Origin of the sequence: Polaribacter sp. (assembly GCF_965660385.1) — a bacterium.
GTDB lineage: Bacteria > Bacteroidota > Bacteroidia > Flavobacteriales > Flavobacteriaceae > Polaribacter.
The window spans coordinates 29,647-49,116 of the sequence record NZ_CBFHZT010000008.1 but is presented as its reverse complement, the minus strand read 5'-3'; the positions used below and the strand labels follow the sequence as shown (position 1 = coordinate 49,116).

General features: G+C 31.3%; 10 protein-coding genes. 9 read left to right on the top strand and 1 reads right to left on the bottom strand.

What is annotated here, in order from left to right:
* Positions 1-284 precede the first annotated feature (284 nt).
* Positions 285-4,415: a hybrid sensor histidine kinase/response regulator transcription factor gene (locus ACTG3V_RS04200; protein ID WP_439130885.1), complete on the bottom strand. Its 4,131-nt coding sequence runs from the start codon at positions 4,413-4,415 to the stop codon at positions 285-287.
* A gap of 299 nt (positions 4,416-4,714) precedes the next feature.
* Between ACTG3V_RS04200 and ACTG3V_RS04195 the strand changes: the two genes are divergently transcribed.
* The 9 genes from ACTG3V_RS04195 (at position 4,715) to ACTG3V_RS04155 (ending at position 19,272) form a co-directional block, all read left to right on the top strand.
* Positions 4,715-7,783 carry a SusC/RagA family TonB-linked outer membrane protein gene (locus ACTG3V_RS04195; protein ID WP_439130884.1) on the top strand — a complete coding sequence of 1,023 codons (3,069 nt, stop codon included), beginning with the start codon at positions 4,715-4,717 and terminating at the stop codon, positions 7,781-7,783.
* 22 nt (positions 7,784-7,805) lie between these two features.
* A complete protein-coding gene (locus tag ACTG3V_RS04190) occupies positions 7,806-9,404 on the top strand; it encodes a RagB/SusD family nutrient uptake outer membrane protein (RefSeq protein ID WP_439130883.1) in 1,599 nt (532 codons plus the stop codon).
* Between the two features lie 24 nt (positions 9,405-9,428).
* A complete protein-coding gene (locus ACTG3V_RS04185; protein WP_439130882.1) occupies positions 9,429-10,154 on the top strand; it encodes a hypothetical protein in 726 nt (241 codons plus the stop codon).
* 72 nt (positions 10,155-10,226) lie between these two features.
* Positions 10,227-11,843 carry a glycoside hydrolase family 31 protein gene (locus ACTG3V_RS04180; protein WP_439130881.1) on the top strand — a complete coding sequence of 539 codons (1,617 nt, stop codon included), beginning with the start codon at positions 10,227-10,229 and terminating at the stop codon, positions 11,841-11,843.
* 19 nt (positions 11,844-11,862) lie between these two features.
* Entirely contained in the window at positions 11,863-13,299 is a 1,437-nt protein-coding gene (locus ACTG3V_RS04175; RefSeq protein ID WP_439130880.1) for a glycoside hydrolase family 27 protein, read from the top strand.
* 138 nt (positions 13,300-13,437) lie between these two features.
* The gene (locus ACTG3V_RS04170; RefSeq protein ID WP_439130879.1) at positions 13,438-15,012 is read left to right on the top strand and encodes a sulfatase family protein; all 1,575 of its coding nucleotides are present in this window, start codon (positions 13,438-13,440) and stop codon (positions 15,010-15,012) included.
* A gap of 4 nt (positions 15,013-15,016) precedes the next feature.
* Positions 15,017-16,645 carry an alkaline phosphatase D family protein gene (locus ACTG3V_RS04165; RefSeq protein WP_439130878.1) on the top strand — a complete coding sequence of 543 codons (1,629 nt, stop codon included), beginning with the start codon at positions 15,017-15,019 and terminating at the stop codon, positions 16,643-16,645.
* Positions 16,646-16,688: 43 nt separating this feature from the next.
* The gene (locus ACTG3V_RS04160; protein WP_439130877.1) at positions 16,689-17,504 is read left to right on the top strand and encodes an SGNH/GDSL hydrolase family protein; all 816 of its coding nucleotides are present in this window, start codon (positions 16,689-16,691) and stop codon (positions 17,502-17,504) included.
* A 1-nt stretch (position 17,505) separates the two neighbouring features.
* On the top strand, positions 17,506-19,272 hold the full coding sequence (locus tag ACTG3V_RS04155; RefSeq protein ID WP_439130876.1) for a hypothetical protein: 1,767 nt from the start codon (positions 17,506-17,508) through the stop codon (positions 19,270-19,272).
* Positions 19,273-19,470 lie beyond the last annotated feature (198 nt).

Below are 19,470 nucleotides of genomic sequence, written 5' to 3'. Positions count from 1 at the left end.
GCTCATCTTTTTTTATTAATGTGTTTATTTTACCTTATTGTGTAATTTGGAGCAACTTATTAAACATTATATTTAAAGTGATTTTGAGATCATAGAAATTAAATTTATTGGAGATAATTAACTAAGCTCACAAACTGGTTATCTGTATATTTTTAATCACTCAATCATTTGGAGTTGATATATCTCTTATTACAGTTAAAATCGGCAATAGGTTAATGTAAAACAGATTCTATTAACAATTTTAAAGCTATTTTTCTAAACTTATTCAAAGCTTATATGTTTTATTAACTTAAATCTTCAGAAGAATTATTTCTTTTTTTCATTTCTGTAGGAGAAACACCAAAAGTTTCTTTAAAACTTTTACCAAAGTATTTTGGGTTAGAAAAACCAACCATATAAGCAACTTCGTCTATCCTAATTTTTTTATTATCAATAAGAATTTGTTTAGCCCTTTTCATTCGCATTTCATCTAAAAGTTCTTTCCCAGATTTACCAGTTAAACTTTTTACTTTTCTGTAAAAATTAGAGTGGCTCATACCTAGTTTATCTTCTAAAGAGGTTACACTGAACTCAGATTCTGGTATAGCTTCTTCTAAAGCTTCTAATAAGTCTTTTATAAATTTTTCATCTAATGAGTTTACAGTTACTGAAGATGGTTTGAGTGATAAATTTCTTTTTTGAAAAATTTTTCTTAACAATTCTCTTGACTCCAATAATTTTCTAATTCGTAATGCTAAATACTCTATTTCAAAAGGTTTAGGTATATAATCATCCGCTCCAATACTTATACCTTCGTATTTAGATTTTTTATCTGTTTTAGCAGTTAATAATATGATGGGAATATGGCTTGTTTTTATTTTACTTTTAATATGATTACAAAACGAAATTCCATCCATATTTGGCATCATAACATCACTTATAATTAAATCTACATCATTATTTTCTGCAATTTCTATACCTTTAATACCATCCCCAGCTTCTAAAATATTATAATTTTCTTTCAATTCGGATTTCAAAAAGATTCTCATATCAGTATTATCTTCTACTATTAATAATGTTTTTAATGATGTTCTAATTGCTTCTGTTTCTTGAGTAACCTTATCAGTAAAATCTTCTCTATAAATATCGTCTTCACCAATAATTATTTCTTCTGTTTCTTTTTTGAATTTATTAGAATATGGAATAAAAAAACGGATTGTTGTTCCTTGATTTTGTTTGCTTTCTGCTTCAATATAGCCAAAATGCGCTTCAATTAACTGAAAAGTATGAGATAAACCAATTCCATATCCTTTCCCATAAGTGGTATCCTCTTGATAAAATCTTTTAAAGACTTTTTTAAGTTGGTTTGGAGAGATTCCTTTACCGGTATCAGTTACTTCAACTTTAACAAACATGTCAAAATTTGAGTTGTTTAGAATTTGATAATCTTTTTGATTTACTTTTTCGATGAGGACATCTATTTTACCTTTTTCTGTATATTTAATAGCATTTGAAAATAAATTAAAGTACACTTTGGATAACATACGAACGTCAAATCCAACAATTAATTTTTCTTTTGGACAGTTAATAGTATATTCAAGACCTTTTTTACTAATTGCGTAGTTAAAATGTGAAATTTCTTTCCGAGTAAAATCTATAATATCTTTCATTTCAATCTGCACATCTAATTTGCTTTTTTCTGCTCTTCTAACATCTAGCAACTGCTCAATTAAATAATTTAAGCGATTTACGTTTCTCTTAACTAGAAGCAGCTTTTCTTTGGTACCAATCGTTAAATTATTTTCTTTAATAATACTGTCTAAAGGAGCTTTAATAAGCGTTAATGGTGTTCTTAAATCGTGGGAAATATTTATGAAAAACTGGGTTCTTAACTTGTTAAGAGATTTTACTTTTTTATTGTGTTCTTTTTCTAACTGTAATTTATTTTTTGTGTTGTAGCGAATAACAGAATAATAAGAATAGAAAATAAGAGCTGCAAATATAATTAAAGCATAAAGTATATACGCGTACCAACTGTACTTAAAGGGAGTTTGTATGTGAATAAAAATACTCCTGCCCTTATTTTCCCAAATTCCGTCCTCATTAGAGGCTTTGACTTTAAAAGTGTATTTACCAAAATCTAGATTGGTATATTTTACAAATTTTGTGTCGCTTTTTGTGTATTGCCAATTTTTATCAAAACCTTCTAATTTATATGCATATGTAATTTTTTTAACAACAGGATATAACATTGATGAAAAATTAAAACCGATATTATTCTGATTTGGCAGTAAAGTTATGCTGTCTGAAATTGCGATTCCTTTGGTTAAAGGTATAATTTCACTAATTTTTTGATTGGGTTGAATTCGAATATCATCAATAAAAAAGTCAGTGATTGTGGTTTTGGGTAATTTTTTACTTTTTTGAATTTTGTTAGGAAAAAAAGAAGTAATACCATTAATACCTCCCATGAATATTTCGCCATTTTTATTACTAAAAACGGTATGTTCTGAAAACTCATTGCCTTGAATACCATCACTTTCGTAGTAGTTAAAAAAAACAGCTTCTGTTAATGAGAATTTTGAAAGTCCGTTATTTGTTCCAATCCATAAATGTTTATTATTGTCTTCTACAATTGAGTTAATCATGTTGCTAGGCAATCCATCTTTTTTTGTGTATGCAATAAAATCATAATTGTTAGAGATTTTGTTTTTCTCCATTCTATTAAGTCCTTCATAAGTGCCAATCCAAAAAGTATTAAAACTATCTTTAATTATGGATCTAATGTAATTGTTACTTATTGAGCCTTTTTCGCCATTATTTTTATATTTCTTATCCATTATTACTTCATGCTTCTCATCTAAAGTAAGAACATGGAGTCCTCCACCTTCAGTACCGACCAAAAGGGTTGAGTCTTCGTTTTTATAATACAAAACTCTACAGTTGGCTGGAGCTGCTTTCAGGTTTGGTTTTAAAAGGTAGTGTTTATCTACGCTAATAAGATTATTCTCAACTTTTAACCGATACAAACCATTAAAAGAAGCTAGCCAGTAATAATCTTTAAGACCTTCAATAATATAAAAAGTTGCATTTGTTGAAAATTGGTCCAATACAACTACTTTATTATCGATATCTTTTACAAGGTAAAGGCCCTCTCCTGTACAAATAAAAAAATAATTTTGTTTGTACTTTTTGATATAAAAAACAGAGGTATTTCCTAATCCTTTTTTTTCTATGGCTTTGGTAAATTTATCAATTTCATAAAAACCGTTATTATGTGTGCCAGCCCACAACACATTATCGTCTTTCTGAATAATAGACCTGATAAAATTAGAACCATTGCCAGTAGCACTTTGAAGTCTATAATGCTTGAACTTTTTTTGTTCTGAATTATAATAGTTAATACCTGCGCCTATAGTTCCTAGCCAAAGAATATTATCATCAGAAACATATAAATTACGAACCAAATTTGAATTTATACTCTTAGGATTGTAAAGGTTGTATTTAATGTGTTGAAATAGTATGTTTTCTTTATTTTTTTCAGTTTCCTTTATAAGATTTAGTCCATTGTCAAGTGTACCGAACCAAATATTACCATCCATGTCAATAGCAATACTGGAACATTTAAGAGATGATGGTCCATCTTTTGATTTTGATTTATTGAATATTCGCTCTTGTTTCTTTTTTAAATCGTATCTAATTAGTCCCTTTTTGGTTGTTGTAATCCATAAATAATTGGCATTATCTTCTATTAAATCGAAAAAATTGTAGTTTTCGTTTAATACTGGGGTTTCTAAAGTTAATGCATTTTTATTGAGAGGCTCTGCAATAACTCTACGAATTGTTTTATTAGTTTGTAACCAGAACCCCCCAAAACGTGAACTTTTTAAATTGAGGACAGCAGTATTTTTTTCGTTTTCATTTTCTATAAAAATTTCTTCTAAAACAACCTTCTCATTTTTTTGTTCTGTAAAATCATCTAACTTAATTCTGTATAAACCCTTTCCTGTACCCAAATACAAATAATTCCCATATTGCAAAAGACTATGGATGATTAATTTTTGATTTGATAAAGAAACTGGAATTATTTGGTAAACTTTTTCAGATATATAGCTATACATATTTAAGCCATCATCAGTACCTATCCAAATTCTTCCTTGATTATCTTCTAGAAGGGTTCTTATAGTATTGTTTGTTAGCGAGTTTAGATTATCTTTTTCTGTATTAAAAATTTTAATACTATACCCGTCAAACCGATTTAACCCATCTATGGTACCAAACCACATGAAACCTTTACTGTCTTTTAAAAATGAATATACTTCACTTTGAGAAAGTCCATCTTTTGAAGTAATTTGATGAAAAGTTTTATTCTGTGACTGAACAGAAATAGTAGAAATAACTGTAAGAAGAATAAAAAGTTTAAAAGTAAATCTCATACCAACAATAATACAAAGAAATTAGTCTTTTTTTTATTGAATTAATTTCAAATTCAATTTTAAACTAAAATTACCCACAACTAGAACAAATTTATAGCCATTTTAGACTAATTTTTTCCAATTGAAACTAAAAATAAAAACTATTTTTGAAAACAATAATAATTAAAAATTGAGTAAACCCCTTTTTTAATTATCATAATCTTAGTTTAAGTATTATAATTTGTTTTTAAATTAATAATATACTAATTAAGATGATTTCTTACAACAATCACATTTTAATAAAAATCAACCAAATAATTATGAGAATTACTTTAATCGCTTTATTAATGTTTTCCCCCTTTTTTTTATTCTCACAAAAACTTGAGGTCTCAGGAAAAGTAGTAGATCAAAAAACAGGCAACCCAATTCCGGGTGTTTATATTAGTGAAGTAGGCACTAACAATGGTACTACTACCGATTTTGATGGGGTATATTCTATCTCAGTCAAGGATAAGTCTGCTAACTTATTTTTCAAATACTTAGGGTATCAAGAAGAAACTATTTTTGTTGGAAATAATAAAAAAATAGATGTAAAACTAAAAACCGTAGTTACTAATCTGGATGAAATTGTAGTAATTGGGTATGGTACTGCAAAACGAAGAGACTTAACTGGAGCAGTAGCAAGTGTTAAAGGGAGTGATATAGAAAAGGGTAAACCTGTTTCTATACAAAATGGTTTGGCTGGTAGAGTTTCTGGAGTACAAATAAGCCAAACAGACAATTCACCAGGAGCAGGAGTGCGAGTTATAATTCGTGGAGGTTCTACCTTAACTGGAGGAAATCAACCCTTATATGTAATTGATGATTTTCCTATTATACCAGATGATAGTGACCCTTCTCAAAACCCATTAGCAGATTTAAATCCAAACGATATAGCTTCTATAGAGGTACTTAAAGATGCTTCTGCAACAGCCGTATTTGGTGCTTTGGGGGCAAATGGTGTAATCTTAATTACAACCAAACTGGGTAAGTCTGGTAAACCTCAAATCAATCTCGAATACAATCGTGGCGTATCGGTTATGGATAACTCCCCAAATGTTTTAAATGATCAAGAATATTTAGATTTCCAAATAAGTAGAGGTCCTCAATTAAGCTTTTTGAATAGTGGTAACAGGACAAATGTTCAACAATGGTTAGATATTCAAAATTCAGGTCAAAGAGGAAATGTTTGGATAGATAGAATAACACGTCCAGCACAAATGGATCAAGTAGATTTAAGTTTTAGTGGTGGGGCTGAAGGTTTACGATATAGATTATCAACAGGGTTTTTAAATCAAGAAGGAGTAATAAAAAATTCAGAATTCAACCGAACCAACTTAAGTGCTAACATTACACAAAATATAGGCAAATCAATAAAAATAGGCACTAATATAACATACGCATTAAAAGAGACTAAAGGTTTAGTTTCTGTTTGGGATCAAAATTCATTGTTAAGGGGGGTTTTTAGAAATAATCCTTTTGCACCAGATGACTTTGATATTAATGATGACCCAGAAGATGATCCAACTGCCATTTTTAATGCTGAAAACGTGCTTACCTATATAGATGAAGTTCAAAATTTTGCTGAAACAGAAAGAATATTAGCAAATTTATTTTTAGACTATAAATTTTCAAATTCTTTTAGATTGTATACAAGTTATGGTCAAAATAGATTTACAAATACAGACTCTCAATTTTATCCAACATCGGTTAGAAGGGGTCAAGATCCAAACGGTTTTGCAACATTTAGGTCACGAGATACACAAACTTCTAATTTTCAAACACGATTAACGTTTTATAAAAGAATAAAAAAACACACTTTTAACGCTACAGCAGTATTTGAGTCTAGAACTAGACAACAAACCTTTCAAACTTTTGGGGCTTCAGATTTCGAAGAGCAGTCTCAGGGGTTATTCGATTTAACATCAGCAGCACAAACGGATTTTCCATTAAATATTGTTACAAAACAAACAGCAGTCTCTTTTTTAAGTAGATTAGGTTATAATTACGCAGGTAAATATTTAGTAACTGCTTCTTATAGAGGAGACGCTAATTCAGTTTTTGGCCCTAACAATAAATGGGGATATTTTCCTTCACTCGCATTGGGTTGGGTTGCTTCTAATGAGAAATTTATAAAAGATTTAAATGCTTTGGATTTACTTAAGTTTAGAGCTTCTTATGGTGTTACTGGAAACAGTCAAATCAATAGCTATCAATCGTTAGCAAGGTTAAATACACAAAGATATCTTTTTGGAGACGAGCTAGTTGTAGGACAAGTTCCTGGAAGTGTTTCGAATCCAGATTTAAGATGGGAAAGAACTAGACAATTTGACGTTGGTATAGATCTAGCTTTATTAAACAATCGTATATCCATTACAGCAGATGCATACTACAAAAAAACGAATGATTTATTATTAGAAGTACAATTACCTTTAACTTCTGGTTTTACTTCTGCTGTTAAAAATGTTGGGGCTATTAGTAATAGGGGGTTTGAGTTAGCTATAAATACAATAAACTTTGACACCGATAATTTTAAATGGACTACTAATTTTACCTATTCAACAAATAGAACAAAAGTATTAGATTTAGGTGAACGTGAAGAAATGTATTTTTCAAGAATATTTAATTTTAATTTTAGAGATGAAATTGTTTTACGTGTAGGTGAAGAAGTTGGCACTTTTATTGGATATGTAGAGGATGAGGTTTTGAATAGCCAGAATGAAATTGACAATAGCCCAAATAATCAGCTATTAGAAAATGTAGCTGGACAAGTTAAATTTAAAGATATCAATGGAGATGGTATAGTTGATGCAAACGACAGAGTAATTATTGGTAATACACAACCTGACTTTATTGGAGGTTTCAATAGTGAAATGAACTATAAAAATTTTGATTTCAGCTTTTTTCTAAGATGGAGTGTGGGTAATGATATTATTAATGGAAATACCTTATTTTTAGATAGAGTAGGGCAAGGAAACTGGAATACATTAACAGGCTTTTTACCGAATAAATTTACTCCTCTTAATCCTAATGGAACCATACATGGTGATGCGCCAGATACATATTCTAATTTTATGAGAAGTGGGTATGTAGAAGATGGTTCGTTTTTAAAAGTAGATTATATTACATTAGGCTATACGCTTCCAGAAAATATAATGTTCAAAAATCATATTAAAAAATTTAGATTATTTGCAAGAGTTAATAACCCATTTATGTTTACTAGATATAGCTGGTATGATCCAGAAGTCAGTACTGGTTTTGGTACAGTTGCTAAAGTTGGTCCTGGTGTGGACTTTGCTACTTATCCAAGATCAATTAGTTTTACTGTAGGAGTATCACTTAGCTTATAAACTATAAATTAAAAATATAAAAATGAAAAAATTAGCAAAATATTTATCAGTATTTATTATCATAATTTTCTTCAATGCTTGCCAAAGTTTCTTAGAGGAAGAACCTTTATCTCAATTATCACCAGAGAATTACTACAAAACTGCAGACCATGCAGAAGCGGCTCTAATTGGTGCTTATAATGCTTTACAACGTAGTGGTGTTTTAGGTACAAAACAATATTTTATTACAACAGACCTTGTTAGAACTGCAGACTGGAATACCCAAGGAGGTATTGGTACCTACACCTTTTCAGCTGATAATGTACAAGTAGTTTTAGAATTATGGAGAGATCATTTTATTGGAATAAATGAAGCAAATGCTGTGATAACCCATGTACCTAATATTGATATGAATGAAGATCGCAGAAACACATTAGTAGCAGAAGGAAAATTTTTAAAAGCCTTAATGTATTTTAATCTAATACGTTATTTTGGAGACGTTCCTTATTTTGAAACAGAAACTAATTCGTTAGAAAACTTAGAGGTTTCGAGAGACCCTGTAGCTATGATTTATGAAAAAATTATTAATGATTTAGAATTTGGAATACAACATTTAGATACTAGGGCAGAAGCACAACAAGGCAGAGCGACAGTAGGTGCTGCTAAAACATTACTGGCAAAAGTATACTTAACGAGAGCTAGTATGGCAAAACGTGATAATACTGGAAATGGAATTGCAGACCTTGAACTTGCAGCGCAATATGCTAAAGAAGTGATGGATAGTGGTGAGTTTGAATTAGTACCTTATTTTCCAGACGCTTTTATTGTAGAAAATAAAGGAAATAGCGAAATTATTTTTGATGTACAATTTAAAGGTGGTGGTATTGATGAAGGAAGTTGGATTGGCGCACATATGGGGCTTCAAGGAAACCCTCAAGCAGGTGGAAGCTGGGGTAACATTACAGCAACAGATTATTTTCATACCATTTATGAACCCAATGACTTAGTTAGACAAGAATGGACAACTCCGCAAATAAGGGTTAGTGGAAATGGAACTTTAGCTCTGAACAGACCCTCTTGGGAACCTTGGAAAATTGGAAAATTTAGACGTTATCCAGTTAGAAACCCAGGTTATCAATTTAGAGATGCAGATATGAACTGGCCAGTATTTCGTTACGCAGAAGTTTTATTGATTTATGCAGAAGCTACAAATGAGGTTAATAATGGTCCAAATGCAGCAATCTTTGATGCCCTAAATCAACTAAGAGCTAGAGCAAGAAATGTAAATGGAGATGGATCAAGAGAAACTTTACATGAAGATATTTTACCTAGAAAGCTTACAACAGATCCTAGTATTTTACCAGATATTTCAGCTACTGATTACCCAGATTATGCTTCTATGAAAGAATACCTAATGTTCGAAAGGGCAAGAGAATTAGGTGGTGAAGCGAAACGTTGGTTTGATTTAGTTCGTTGGGGAAATTTGGTTGATCAAATGCAAGCACCATTAAACACAACACCTGTAGAAAGTAGAGGTTGGAATATCACAGCAAATAATGTTAAAGACTTCCATCAACTACTTCCAATTCCAAATACAGAATTGCAATCAAATCCAAATTTAACTCAAAACACAGGTTACTAAGTCATTAAACCAAAACTTATCACAATGAAACATTATTTGAATTTTTTAATATTAATTTTCACTACCAGCATTCTAATTAGTTGTAGTGAAGAGGATTTACCAAATGTAGGCTTATCCATTAGTAATTTAGAACCACTAGCTGGCGAGTCATTAACATTTACAATTTCAGGGTCTGCAGATACTTTTGTAATATTTACAGGAGATGAGAATCATGATTTTGAAAAAAGTCATATCGCAATCACTACCGGACAAGATTTAGACCAAGAAATAATAGTATTGGTCTCAGATAGTTTACCAAAGATAAAAGATTACTTAATACCTTTTATTACTACCTACAATGGTAATGTCGGTATAAATCAACAATATGATATTGATAATGTGATGTCTGAAATCGCTACTCTAATTGATAAGGAGTATACTAATAAATTAACTGCTGCTTATGAAATTTGGGAATTTATTCCTGAATTAAATGGCGAAACTATTAGAAATATAGTCGATATCTTCTTTGAAAACAATAGTGTAATACTTGCTCCTGATAGTGGCTTTTCAACAGGATTCGCTGTAGATAAATACGAAAAAACTTTGCAGTATACTTACAATAACCCTGGTACTTATATTGTTACATTAATTGCAACGAATTTAAGTGAAAAAAATTATTCTGGTGACGGATATCAAAATGATAGAACTGCATCAGCAGATGAGTATGGCATTTATAGAACTTATAGAGAACTTGTTATTACAGTTCAATAAAATAAAATCCCATTATTTTAAACCTTTTTAATTTGGTTTAAATAATGAGTATATAATATTAGCATCAAAACAATGAAGAATGTACTATTACTATTTCTAATTAGTATAAACCTAAACTACTTAGCTCAATCAAAAAAAGCTGTAGAAATTAAGATAGAAAAAGATGAATATTGGTGGGCAGGCTTAAGCTCATTAGGAAATCAAACACCTTACACAAATCAAACTAATTTTAGTTTCGATTTATATGGCGATAATAAAGGTAATCAGGCACAACCGCTTTTATTATCGAGTAAAGGAAGGTATGTCTGGTCTGAAGACCCAATTAAATATAGTTTTTCTGATGGTTTATTAACGGTAACATCAAAAACCGGGGAAATCTTAACTGGGCAAGAAGGAGACAACTTAAAATCTGTCTACAACTATGTTTCAAATAAATTTTTCCCATCAAATGGGGAAATTCCAGATGAGTTACTATTCACTCACCCACAGTATAATACTTGGATTGAGTTAATGTACGACCAAAACGAAAATGATATTCTTAAATATGCACAAAGCATTATAGATAATGGTTATCCTCCTGGAGTTTTAATGATAGATGATAACTGGCAAGAAGACTATGGTACTTGGGAATTTTCATCCAAAAGATTTAAAAACCCTAAAGCTATGATTGCAAAATTGCATAAAATGGGTTTTAAGGTAATGATGTGGGTTTGTCCATTTGTAAGTGCAGATTCTCAAGACTTTAGACAGTTAGCTGCTGATGGAATGCTACTATTAGATAAAGAAAGAACTCAAGATATATTATGGGCTAATACTAGAAATAAAGCGGCTGTTATCAGATGGTGGAATGGTGCTAGCGCTTGTTTAGATTTAAGCAATCCAAAAGCAATGAAATGGTTTAAAGACAAACTAGACTATTTAATTAAAGAGTATGGTGTAGATGGTTTTAAGTTTGATGCTGGAGATGCACAATTTTACAAAGGTGGAATAATTTCGTTTAATAAGTCTATTCCTAATGATCATACTAGATACTTTGCTGAGCTAGGATTAAACTACCCTCTAAATGAGTACAGAGCATCATGGAAAATGGCAGGTTTGCCATTAGCACAAAGATTGAGAGATAAAAATCATGGCTGGGGAGATTTACGAAAATTAATACCAGATCAAATGTCTCAGAGTGTGATGGGTTATGCCTATACGTGTCCAGATATGATTGGAGGAGGTCAATACACATCTTTTTTAAAAGCTTCTACAATAGACGAAGAGCTCATTGTTAGGTCTGCACAAGTTCATGCATTAATGCCTATGATGCAGTTTTCTGTAGCTCCTTGGAGAGTTTTAACTTCAGAAAAATACAAGCAAATATGTTTAGATATGGCAAAGCTTCATTTAAAATTTGGAGAGCATATTTTAAAATTAGCAAAAGAAGCTTCGAAAACAGGAGAACCCATTGTTAAACCAATGGAATTGGCTTTTCCAGGAAATGGATATGAAATGATTAAAGATCAATTTGTTTTAGGAAATGATATTATTGTAGCCCCAGTAGTTACTAAAGAAACGTATTCTAGAAATGTAATCTTGCCCAAGGGAAGATGGATTGATGAACTAGGTAAAAAATATAGAGGAGGTAAAACTATAGAAATTGAAGTGCCTATTGAAAGATTACCTTACTTTAAAAAAATGAAATAAAAACGTCTATTATATAATTATGAAATCAAAAAAAATTCTACTCATTGTATCAGCATTACTATTATTTTCTGCAGTAATATTCGGTTTTTTACCTAAAAAAGATAAAGATCAAAAAAGTAAAACCAACACAAAACTGGCATATACACCACCTATGGGTTGGAATAGTTTTGATAGTTATGGTGTTTATTTACATGAAGATGCTGCCATGGCCAATTTAGAAGCCTTTGCAAAAAAGTTAAAACCTTATGGATACGAATATTTTGTAATTGATGCAGGTTGGTTTGGAGAGTTCAAACTTAAAGAAGGTACGATGTACCCCGCAGAAAAACATGCTCAAGAATTAAACATCAATGAATACGGACTTTTACAGCCTTCTAAAACTTATTTTCCAAATGGTATAAAACCAATAATTGACAGATGCCATGAACTAGGGTTAAAATTTGGCATCCACTTAATGCGAGGAATTCCTAGGGTAGCTTTCGAGAAAGATACACCAATAAAAGATACTAAATATACGGCAAGAGATATTGCAGATACTACCAGTATTTGTTTATGGAACGATCAAAATTATGGTGTGGACATGTCTAAAGGAGGAGCACAAGAATTTTATAATTCGCTAATTAACCAGATGGCAGATTGGGGGGTAGATTTCTTAAAATACGATGACTTAGTTCCTTTTCCAGAAGAAATAGAGGGTATTGCTAATGCTATAGAACAGAGTGGTAGGCCTATTGTTTTAAGTTTAAGTCCTGGAAATAAAGTTGATTCTTATGCAATTAATTCTTTCAAAAGAGCCAATATGTTGCGGGTTACTCACGATATATGGGATGAGCAGAAAGGAATAGACCAATGTTTTGCTGCTTGGAAAAAATGGCAAGGCAAAGAAGAACCTGGTTTTTGGATAGATATGGATATGATACCTTTTGGCAAACTACAGCTTATGTCTCCTAAACCAGAAGGTGTTAAAGGAGATGAATCCAAAAAAGAAATATTAGATAAAATACAATCTGGAGAATTAAGTAATGTGGAGCTACTTGCAGGTAAAGGTTGGACTAGACAAAGCGATTTAACTAAAGATCAAATGTACACTTTTATCACTATGAGAGCTCTTGCTGCATCTCCTCTAATGATGGGAGGAGACTTACCAACTTTAGAAGATTTCTCTTTAGAATTAATCACAAATCCAGAAGTTATTGCGTGTAACCAAAATGGAGTTATGGGAAGTCTTATTATGGAAAAAGACGGTATAGAGATTTGGAAAACCCCGAAAAAAGGAACAAGTGAAGGCTGGATTGGTATTTTTAATAGGTCAGAAAAACCCCAATTTGTTTCTTTACAAATGAAAGATTTAGCATTTCAAGATAGCAGAAAATTATATGATATTTGGGCTGAAAAAGAGTTGAAAAATTTAGATGTAAAAATCAATGGAAATGGTGTTACATTTTTAAAATTCTAATAAAAAAAATTGAAGTTGGATTACAAGAATTAATCTGTAAATACTAAACTAATATATAGGCTTTATAAGTTAGATAAAATTGCTAATTTATAAGGCCCTTTTTAATTATTCAATAATAATAAAAACTATTATACTTAAATGAATCCACTAATATTTCTTGTTTTCTCCATTTTTTTATTAGCTAGGTGTACAGAGAATAAAAAAGAAACTCAAAGACCCAATATCTTATTTTGTATCATGGATGATGCTTCTCCTCACATGAGCGCTTATGGATATGATTGGGTAAATACGCCAGCTTTTGATAAGTTGGCAGCAAATGGAATCTTATTTACCAATGCTTACACTCCAAATGCAAAATGTGCACCTTCTAGAGCTTCATTAATTACGGGTCGTAATTCTTGGCAATTAGAAGAAGGAGCTAATCATGTCAACAATTTTCCAGCAAAATTCAGAACCTTCCCTGAGGTTCTTAGAGAAAACGGTTATAAAACTGGAAAAACAGGAAAAGGTTGGGGTCCTGGTGATCCTGGAAAAATAAACGGTGAAAAAAGATTGCTGATAGGCGAATCTTATAATACCATCAAAACAAAACCTTGGGCAAATAAAATGAGTAATGAAGATTATGCATCAAATTTTAATGAGTTTTTAAAAGATACTACAGATAAACCATGGTTTTTTTGGTATGGAGCAAGAGAGCCACATCGCAGATATGAATATGGTTCGGGAGTTAGAAAAGGTAGAAAAATAACTGAAATTGACTCAGTTCCTTCTTTTTGGCCAGATAATGAAGTTATCAGAAATGACATGCTAGATTATGCTTTAGAAATTGAATATGCGGATTCTCATTTAGAAAAAATGATAGAAGAACTTGAAAAACAAGGTGTTTTAGACAATACAATCATCGTTTTCACTTCAGATCATGGGATGCCATTTCCACGAGTAAAAGCGCAAGAATATAAATATTCTAACCATGTGCCATTGGCAATTATGTGGGGAAAAGGAATAAAAAATCCTGGAAGAACTGTGAAAGATATGATTAGTTTCATTGATTTTGCACCTACAATTTTAGAATTGGCAGGTATAGATTATCAAAAATCGGGTATGAAAAGTTCTCCTGGTAAAAGTTTGACCGATATTTTTAATTCAGAAAAAAGTGGTCAAGTTAATCCAGAAAGAGATATGATTGTTATTGGAAAAGAAAGGCATGATTACAGTAGACCAAATAATCAAGGCTACCCTATTCGTGGTATTATGTCAGAAGACTATTTGTATCTATATAACTACGATATTTCTCTATGGCCAGCTGGAAATCCAGAAATTGGATATTTAGATATTGATGGTTCACCGACCAAAACAGAAATATTAAATCTATTTAGAGAAGGTAAAGAAGACAAATATTGGAAATGTTCTATGGGAAAAAGAACCACAAATGAAGAGTTCTTTAATATCAAAAATGATGTTGAATGCATGAACAATTTAGCATTTGATGCTAATTTACAAGGATTAAAATCAGACATGAAAGACAGAATGGAAAAGATATTAAAAGACCAAAAAGACCCTAGAATGTTTGGAAACGGAAATGTATTTAATACCTATGGTTATTCAGAAGAAAAAGGCTGGAATTACTATGAACATTTTATGGCTGGCGAGTTTACCATGGAAGACACCAATTGGGTAAATCCAACAGATAAAGAAGAACAAAAACTAGATTAAAAATATGATTAAGAAAAGTGTATCCTTTTTAATTTTAGTATTGTTAATTTTTCAAAACTGTAAAAAATCAAATATTACTGTTTCAACTTCAGAAAAACCACCAATTAAAGCTCCTTTTAAAGGGATAGATACGATTGCTACTAATGATTGGTGGAACCGAAAACCAAACAATATAATAAATGTAAAAGTAGACAGAGATGAAGTTGTTGCCTTTGGTATTTACACGCTTCATAACAATATTGTAAAGTTAACTGCCCAACTATTTCCATTATATCCCAATGAAATCAGAGAAGTTAGACTTGAAATAAAGCAAGATGACAATTGGCAGGAAATTCAGAAAAAAGAGGTCAATGATTTAGGTTGGTCTACCACATTTAGAGTTGAGAATTGGGACACCACAAAAGATTATAAATACAGAATATTACATGGTGAAAATGCATATTTCGAAGGTGTAATAAGAAAAGACCCTATAAACAAGCAAGAAATTACTATGGCTGCGCTCTCTTGTAACAGCAATAGGGATCGTGGAGATCGAGATAAAATTGTAAATAACATTAATTTTCAAAATCCAGATTTGGTATTTTTTGCTGGAGATCAATCATACGACCACACTGAACATACTGCAGCTTGGTTAAAGTTTGGAATGCAATTTAGAGAGGTTTTTAGAAATCGTCCTTGTGTAACTATTCCTGATGATCACGATTATGGTCAAGGAAATTTTTGGGGAGAATATGGGAAAAAAGCAACCACTCCTGCAGGTGATGATGGTGGTTTTTATTATCATCCAGCCTATGCGAAAATGGTAGAGCGTTGCCAAACAGCCCATTTACCAGATGCGTATGATCCTTTGCCAATTGAACAAGGCATAGGTGTGTATTATACCAGTTTAGTAGTTGGTGGTGTTGATTTTGCAATTATTGAAGACAGAAAGTTTAAATCTGGTCCTAATGGTGAAATTCCACAAGCGGGTCCAAGACCAGATCACATTTTAGATCCTAGTTATAATCCTGAAAGTATTAACTTAGAAGGTCTTGAATTACTAGGCGAAAGACAATTGAATTTTCTTGAAGATTGGGGAAAACAAAATCAGCAACATATGAAAGTGGTTTTATCGCAAACAGGTTTTTGTGGTGGAGCACATTTACATGGTAAGAAAAAAACTAGGCTTCATGCCGATTTAGATTCCAATGGATGGCCACAGACTGGGAGAAATAAAGCTTTAGAACTTATAAAAAAAGCAAATGCCATTCATATTGCTGGAGATCAACATTTAGCAACAGTGATACAACATGGAATTGATGAATTTGATGATGGTCCATGGGCTTTTGTTGTGCCTGCCATTGTAAATAACTACTACAGCAGATGGTGGTTGCCAGAAGATGAAAAAGCAGGAGCAAATACCAATGGTAAACTGCCATGGAATGGACAATTTTTAGATGGTTTTGATAATAAAATAACCATGCATGCCTATGTAAATCCTGATAATCCATCAAATGGTGCTGGATATGGACTCATAAAATTTAAAAAGAATAGTCAAAAGGTTGTTTTTAAGTGTTGGCCAAGAGATGTAGATGTTTCTGATGATGGAGCAAAACAATTTAATGGATTTCCTGTTGAAATAGATTTAAAATAATAATTCGTCAAAATCATTTACCCTAATTTAAAATTATAAAACAATGAATAGGTTTTTAAAAATCTCAATACTATCGATTATACTATTAGTTACGACTGCCTTTGTAATTTATCCAGTAAAAGATAAAATACGAATTTTATTAATGGGAGATAGTACAACCATTGGAGGTAAATATATTTTAGAAAAATCTATTTCGAGTCTACTTATGGCAGAAAAAGGAATGCCAGAAGTAGAAGTAATTAATGTAGGTAGAGGGGGTGATACTGCTTATGAATTCATCCAATCTGGTCGCTACAAAGAAGTTACTAAAGATTTAGAAGACATTGATTATATTTTTTTTAGATACGGAATAAATGATTATAATCCAGGGAAAGCACATCGAAAAAATAGACCTTTTAAAAAATTCTTTAAATCTGAAGTAGAAGATGCTATTAAAATGGTAAAAAAAGATTTTAAGAATTCTAAAATTATTATGATGAACATCATTTCTTGGCGAGGAGAAGAAAAAGATGGTTTAACGAATCGTATAATTGAAGAAGTAGCTAAAGAACAAAATTTAGATTTTTTTGACATTTACACACCTTATGAAAAAATGGAAGAAAAACTAGGTGAAAATAGTTTACGGGTTCGTTTTATTCCTTTAAGTGATTTACCTAAAAGATACCACCAGGTTTTAAAACCCTTTACAAAGTTTGTGCAATGGAAAAAAACAGATATGGTAAGACTAGAAACCAAAGAATTTGATGCTGTTTTTAATAATATACCTGATTGGTATAAAGATAGACATCCAAACAATGCAGGGTATCGTTTAATTGCAGAAGAAACAGTAGACTATTTAATACAATTAATTAAAAAATAAAATGAAGTTTTTAAAAATCGCTATAATTAGTATTTGTCTTTTTTCGTTTTTAGGTATAAACGGACAAACATTTCCAAAAGATGCATGGGGTGTATATTCTTGGGTAAATTACGATGCAAGAAAGGTGAATCGAGAAAAAACTCCACACTTAAAAGGCGGTCCATTAATACTTAGATGGAGTAAATTAGAGCCTAAAGAGGGCAAATTTAAATTTGATAGGTTAATAAAACAGCCTTTAGAACAAATGGCGAGAGATGATTACAATACCTTTCTAATGGTATGGGTTGCTTTTGCAACAAAAAATATTACTGAACGCGATACAACTTGGGCAATGACACCAAAATGGTTGTTCAATAAAGGGGTTCCTTTGGTGGCTTTTCCTGAAACTGTTAATCCATTAGGGCAAACTACAAAACGTTACTTTCCTTATTATTTTGATGAGAATTACAAGTTTTATTTTCACAGAATGTTAACCGAATTAGGTAAATACATTAATGCTTTACCAGCAGATTTAAGAAAAAGAATTTTATTTATACAGAGTGCAGAAGGTTCCACTGGAGATGGCTCTCCTTATAAAGGAAAACCAATAGACCCAAAATATAATATTACAAAAAAACAATGGAGTCAATTTAGAGTTGAAACATGGGAGAAAATGGTTGAAGCCTTCTCGAAAAATGGAGAATTACAAACACCTCTTTTAACAAATTACGACTCTAATGATGAAAAAGAATACAATTGGATTTTAGAAAAATTACCAAAAGCTGTAGGGCTTAAAAACGGAATGTTTTCCCATGGCTATCACATTAGTAATGCTCAAGAACGATTAGAAAATTTTAACAAGTTTAGAAAAGCTGTTGAGGCTAATGGAAAGGTGTTTTTTGCAAGAGGTGAACAAGATAAAGAATATAGAGTTCATGGTTGGAGCAAACAAAATATTCCTCAAGGATTGTATTGGTCTGCATTATACGCTACACATTGTGGATTAACTTTATGGAATGTACCATGGGATGCTTGTGATGATAAAGAAAACTTCCCCGCTCTTAAACTTTTTAATAGATATGCAGCACAAACCAACCCTGAAACTGCAGATTATGCTTTTAACGCCTTAAGACGTGGATTAGATGCAGCCGACGTTACTCAATTTCCTGAAAATGAATATGGAGAGGCAACAAAAAAGAATACAGATAGGTATCTTAAAATTGCTGAACAATTTAAAAGCTTTGGTGCTCAAATGAGTGATGTAAAAAAAGCTATTTATGGTGGAATGAAAAACCGAAAAAGAAAAGGATTTAACGATGTTGGTTGGAAAATTTTAACTACAAACTACAAACGTCACTTAACGCAAATAGATCCAGAGGAAACAAGTGTAGCGTTATGGAATGTAGACCAATCAATCTATGGAAGGTTTGCAAGAAGATTTGATTACTCTTCTGGTAAAAATGCTTTTTATTTTGATTTAGACGATCTATTTTTTGGCAAACACGCTACTAAAGAAAAATCTGGAGTGAAAATTAAAATTATTTATCACGATAGTGAAGTAGGCAGTTGGGATTTAATGTACCATGCCTCAAAAGGAAAAATGAAAAAAGCTATTACTCAAAAAACCAATGGAACTTCGAAATGGTTAGAAACTACAATAGAACTTAAAGATGCGTTATTTACCAATGGTGGAGAAAAAGGGGCAGATATTATTATAAAAAACTCTGGGACAGGCAATACAATTTTCCACTTGATAGAAGTTGATAAAAAAGGGGTGAGTTATAAGTAAAAGATAATTATAATGGTAAAAGCACATCACATAGTTCTTATAGCTCAAAATGATAAGCTATTTTCTTAAAATCTGTAATCTAATACAGTCTTCTGAGCTTATAGCTTTTAGATAATAATAAGCTGAATCTTTTTAGATTCAATAAAAAACTCCTTTAAAAAATCAATTTCAAAGGAGTTTAGTAATAAAAAATCTAAT

What these genes read in the sequence shown, in the direction of transcription:
- ACTG3V_RS04160 (WP_439130877.1), top strand. Translation starts at nt 16,689, where the DNA reads ATGAATAGGTTTTTAAAAATCTCAATACTATCGATTATACTATTAGTT.
- ACTG3V_RS04180 (WP_439130881.1), top strand. Translation starts at nt 10,227, where the DNA reads ATGAAGAATGTACTATTACTATTTCTAATTAGTATAAACCTAAACTAC.
- ACTG3V_RS04170 (WP_439130879.1), top strand. Translation starts at nt 13,438, where the DNA reads ATGAATCCACTAATATTTCTTGTTTTCTCCATTTTTTTATTAGCTAGG.
- ACTG3V_RS04200 (WP_439130885.1), bottom strand. Translation starts at nt 4,415, where the DNA reads ATGAGATTTACTTTTAAACTTTTTATTCTTCTTACAGTTATTTCTACT.
- ACTG3V_RS04175 (WP_439130880.1), top strand. Translation starts at nt 11,863, where the DNA reads ATGAAATCAAAAAAAATTCTACTCATTGTATCAGCATTACTATTATTT.
- ACTG3V_RS04155 (WP_439130876.1), top strand. Translation starts at nt 17,506, where the DNA reads ATGAAGTTTTTAAAAATCGCTATAATTAGTATTTGTCTTTTTTCGTTT.
- ACTG3V_RS04195 (WP_439130884.1), top strand. Translation starts at nt 4,715, where the DNA reads ATGAGAATTACTTTAATCGCTTTATTAATGTTTTCCCCCTTTTTTTTA.
- ACTG3V_RS04185 (WP_439130882.1), top strand. Translation starts at nt 9,429, where the DNA reads ATGAAACATTATTTGAATTTTTTAATATTAATTTTCACTACCAGCATT.
- ACTG3V_RS04190 (WP_439130883.1), top strand. Translation starts at nt 7,806, where the DNA reads ATGAAAAAATTAGCAAAATATTTATCAGTATTTATTATCATAATTTTC.
- ACTG3V_RS04165 (WP_439130878.1), top strand. Translation starts at nt 15,017, where the DNA reads ATGATTAAGAAAAGTGTATCCTTTTTAATTTTAGTATTGTTAATTTTT.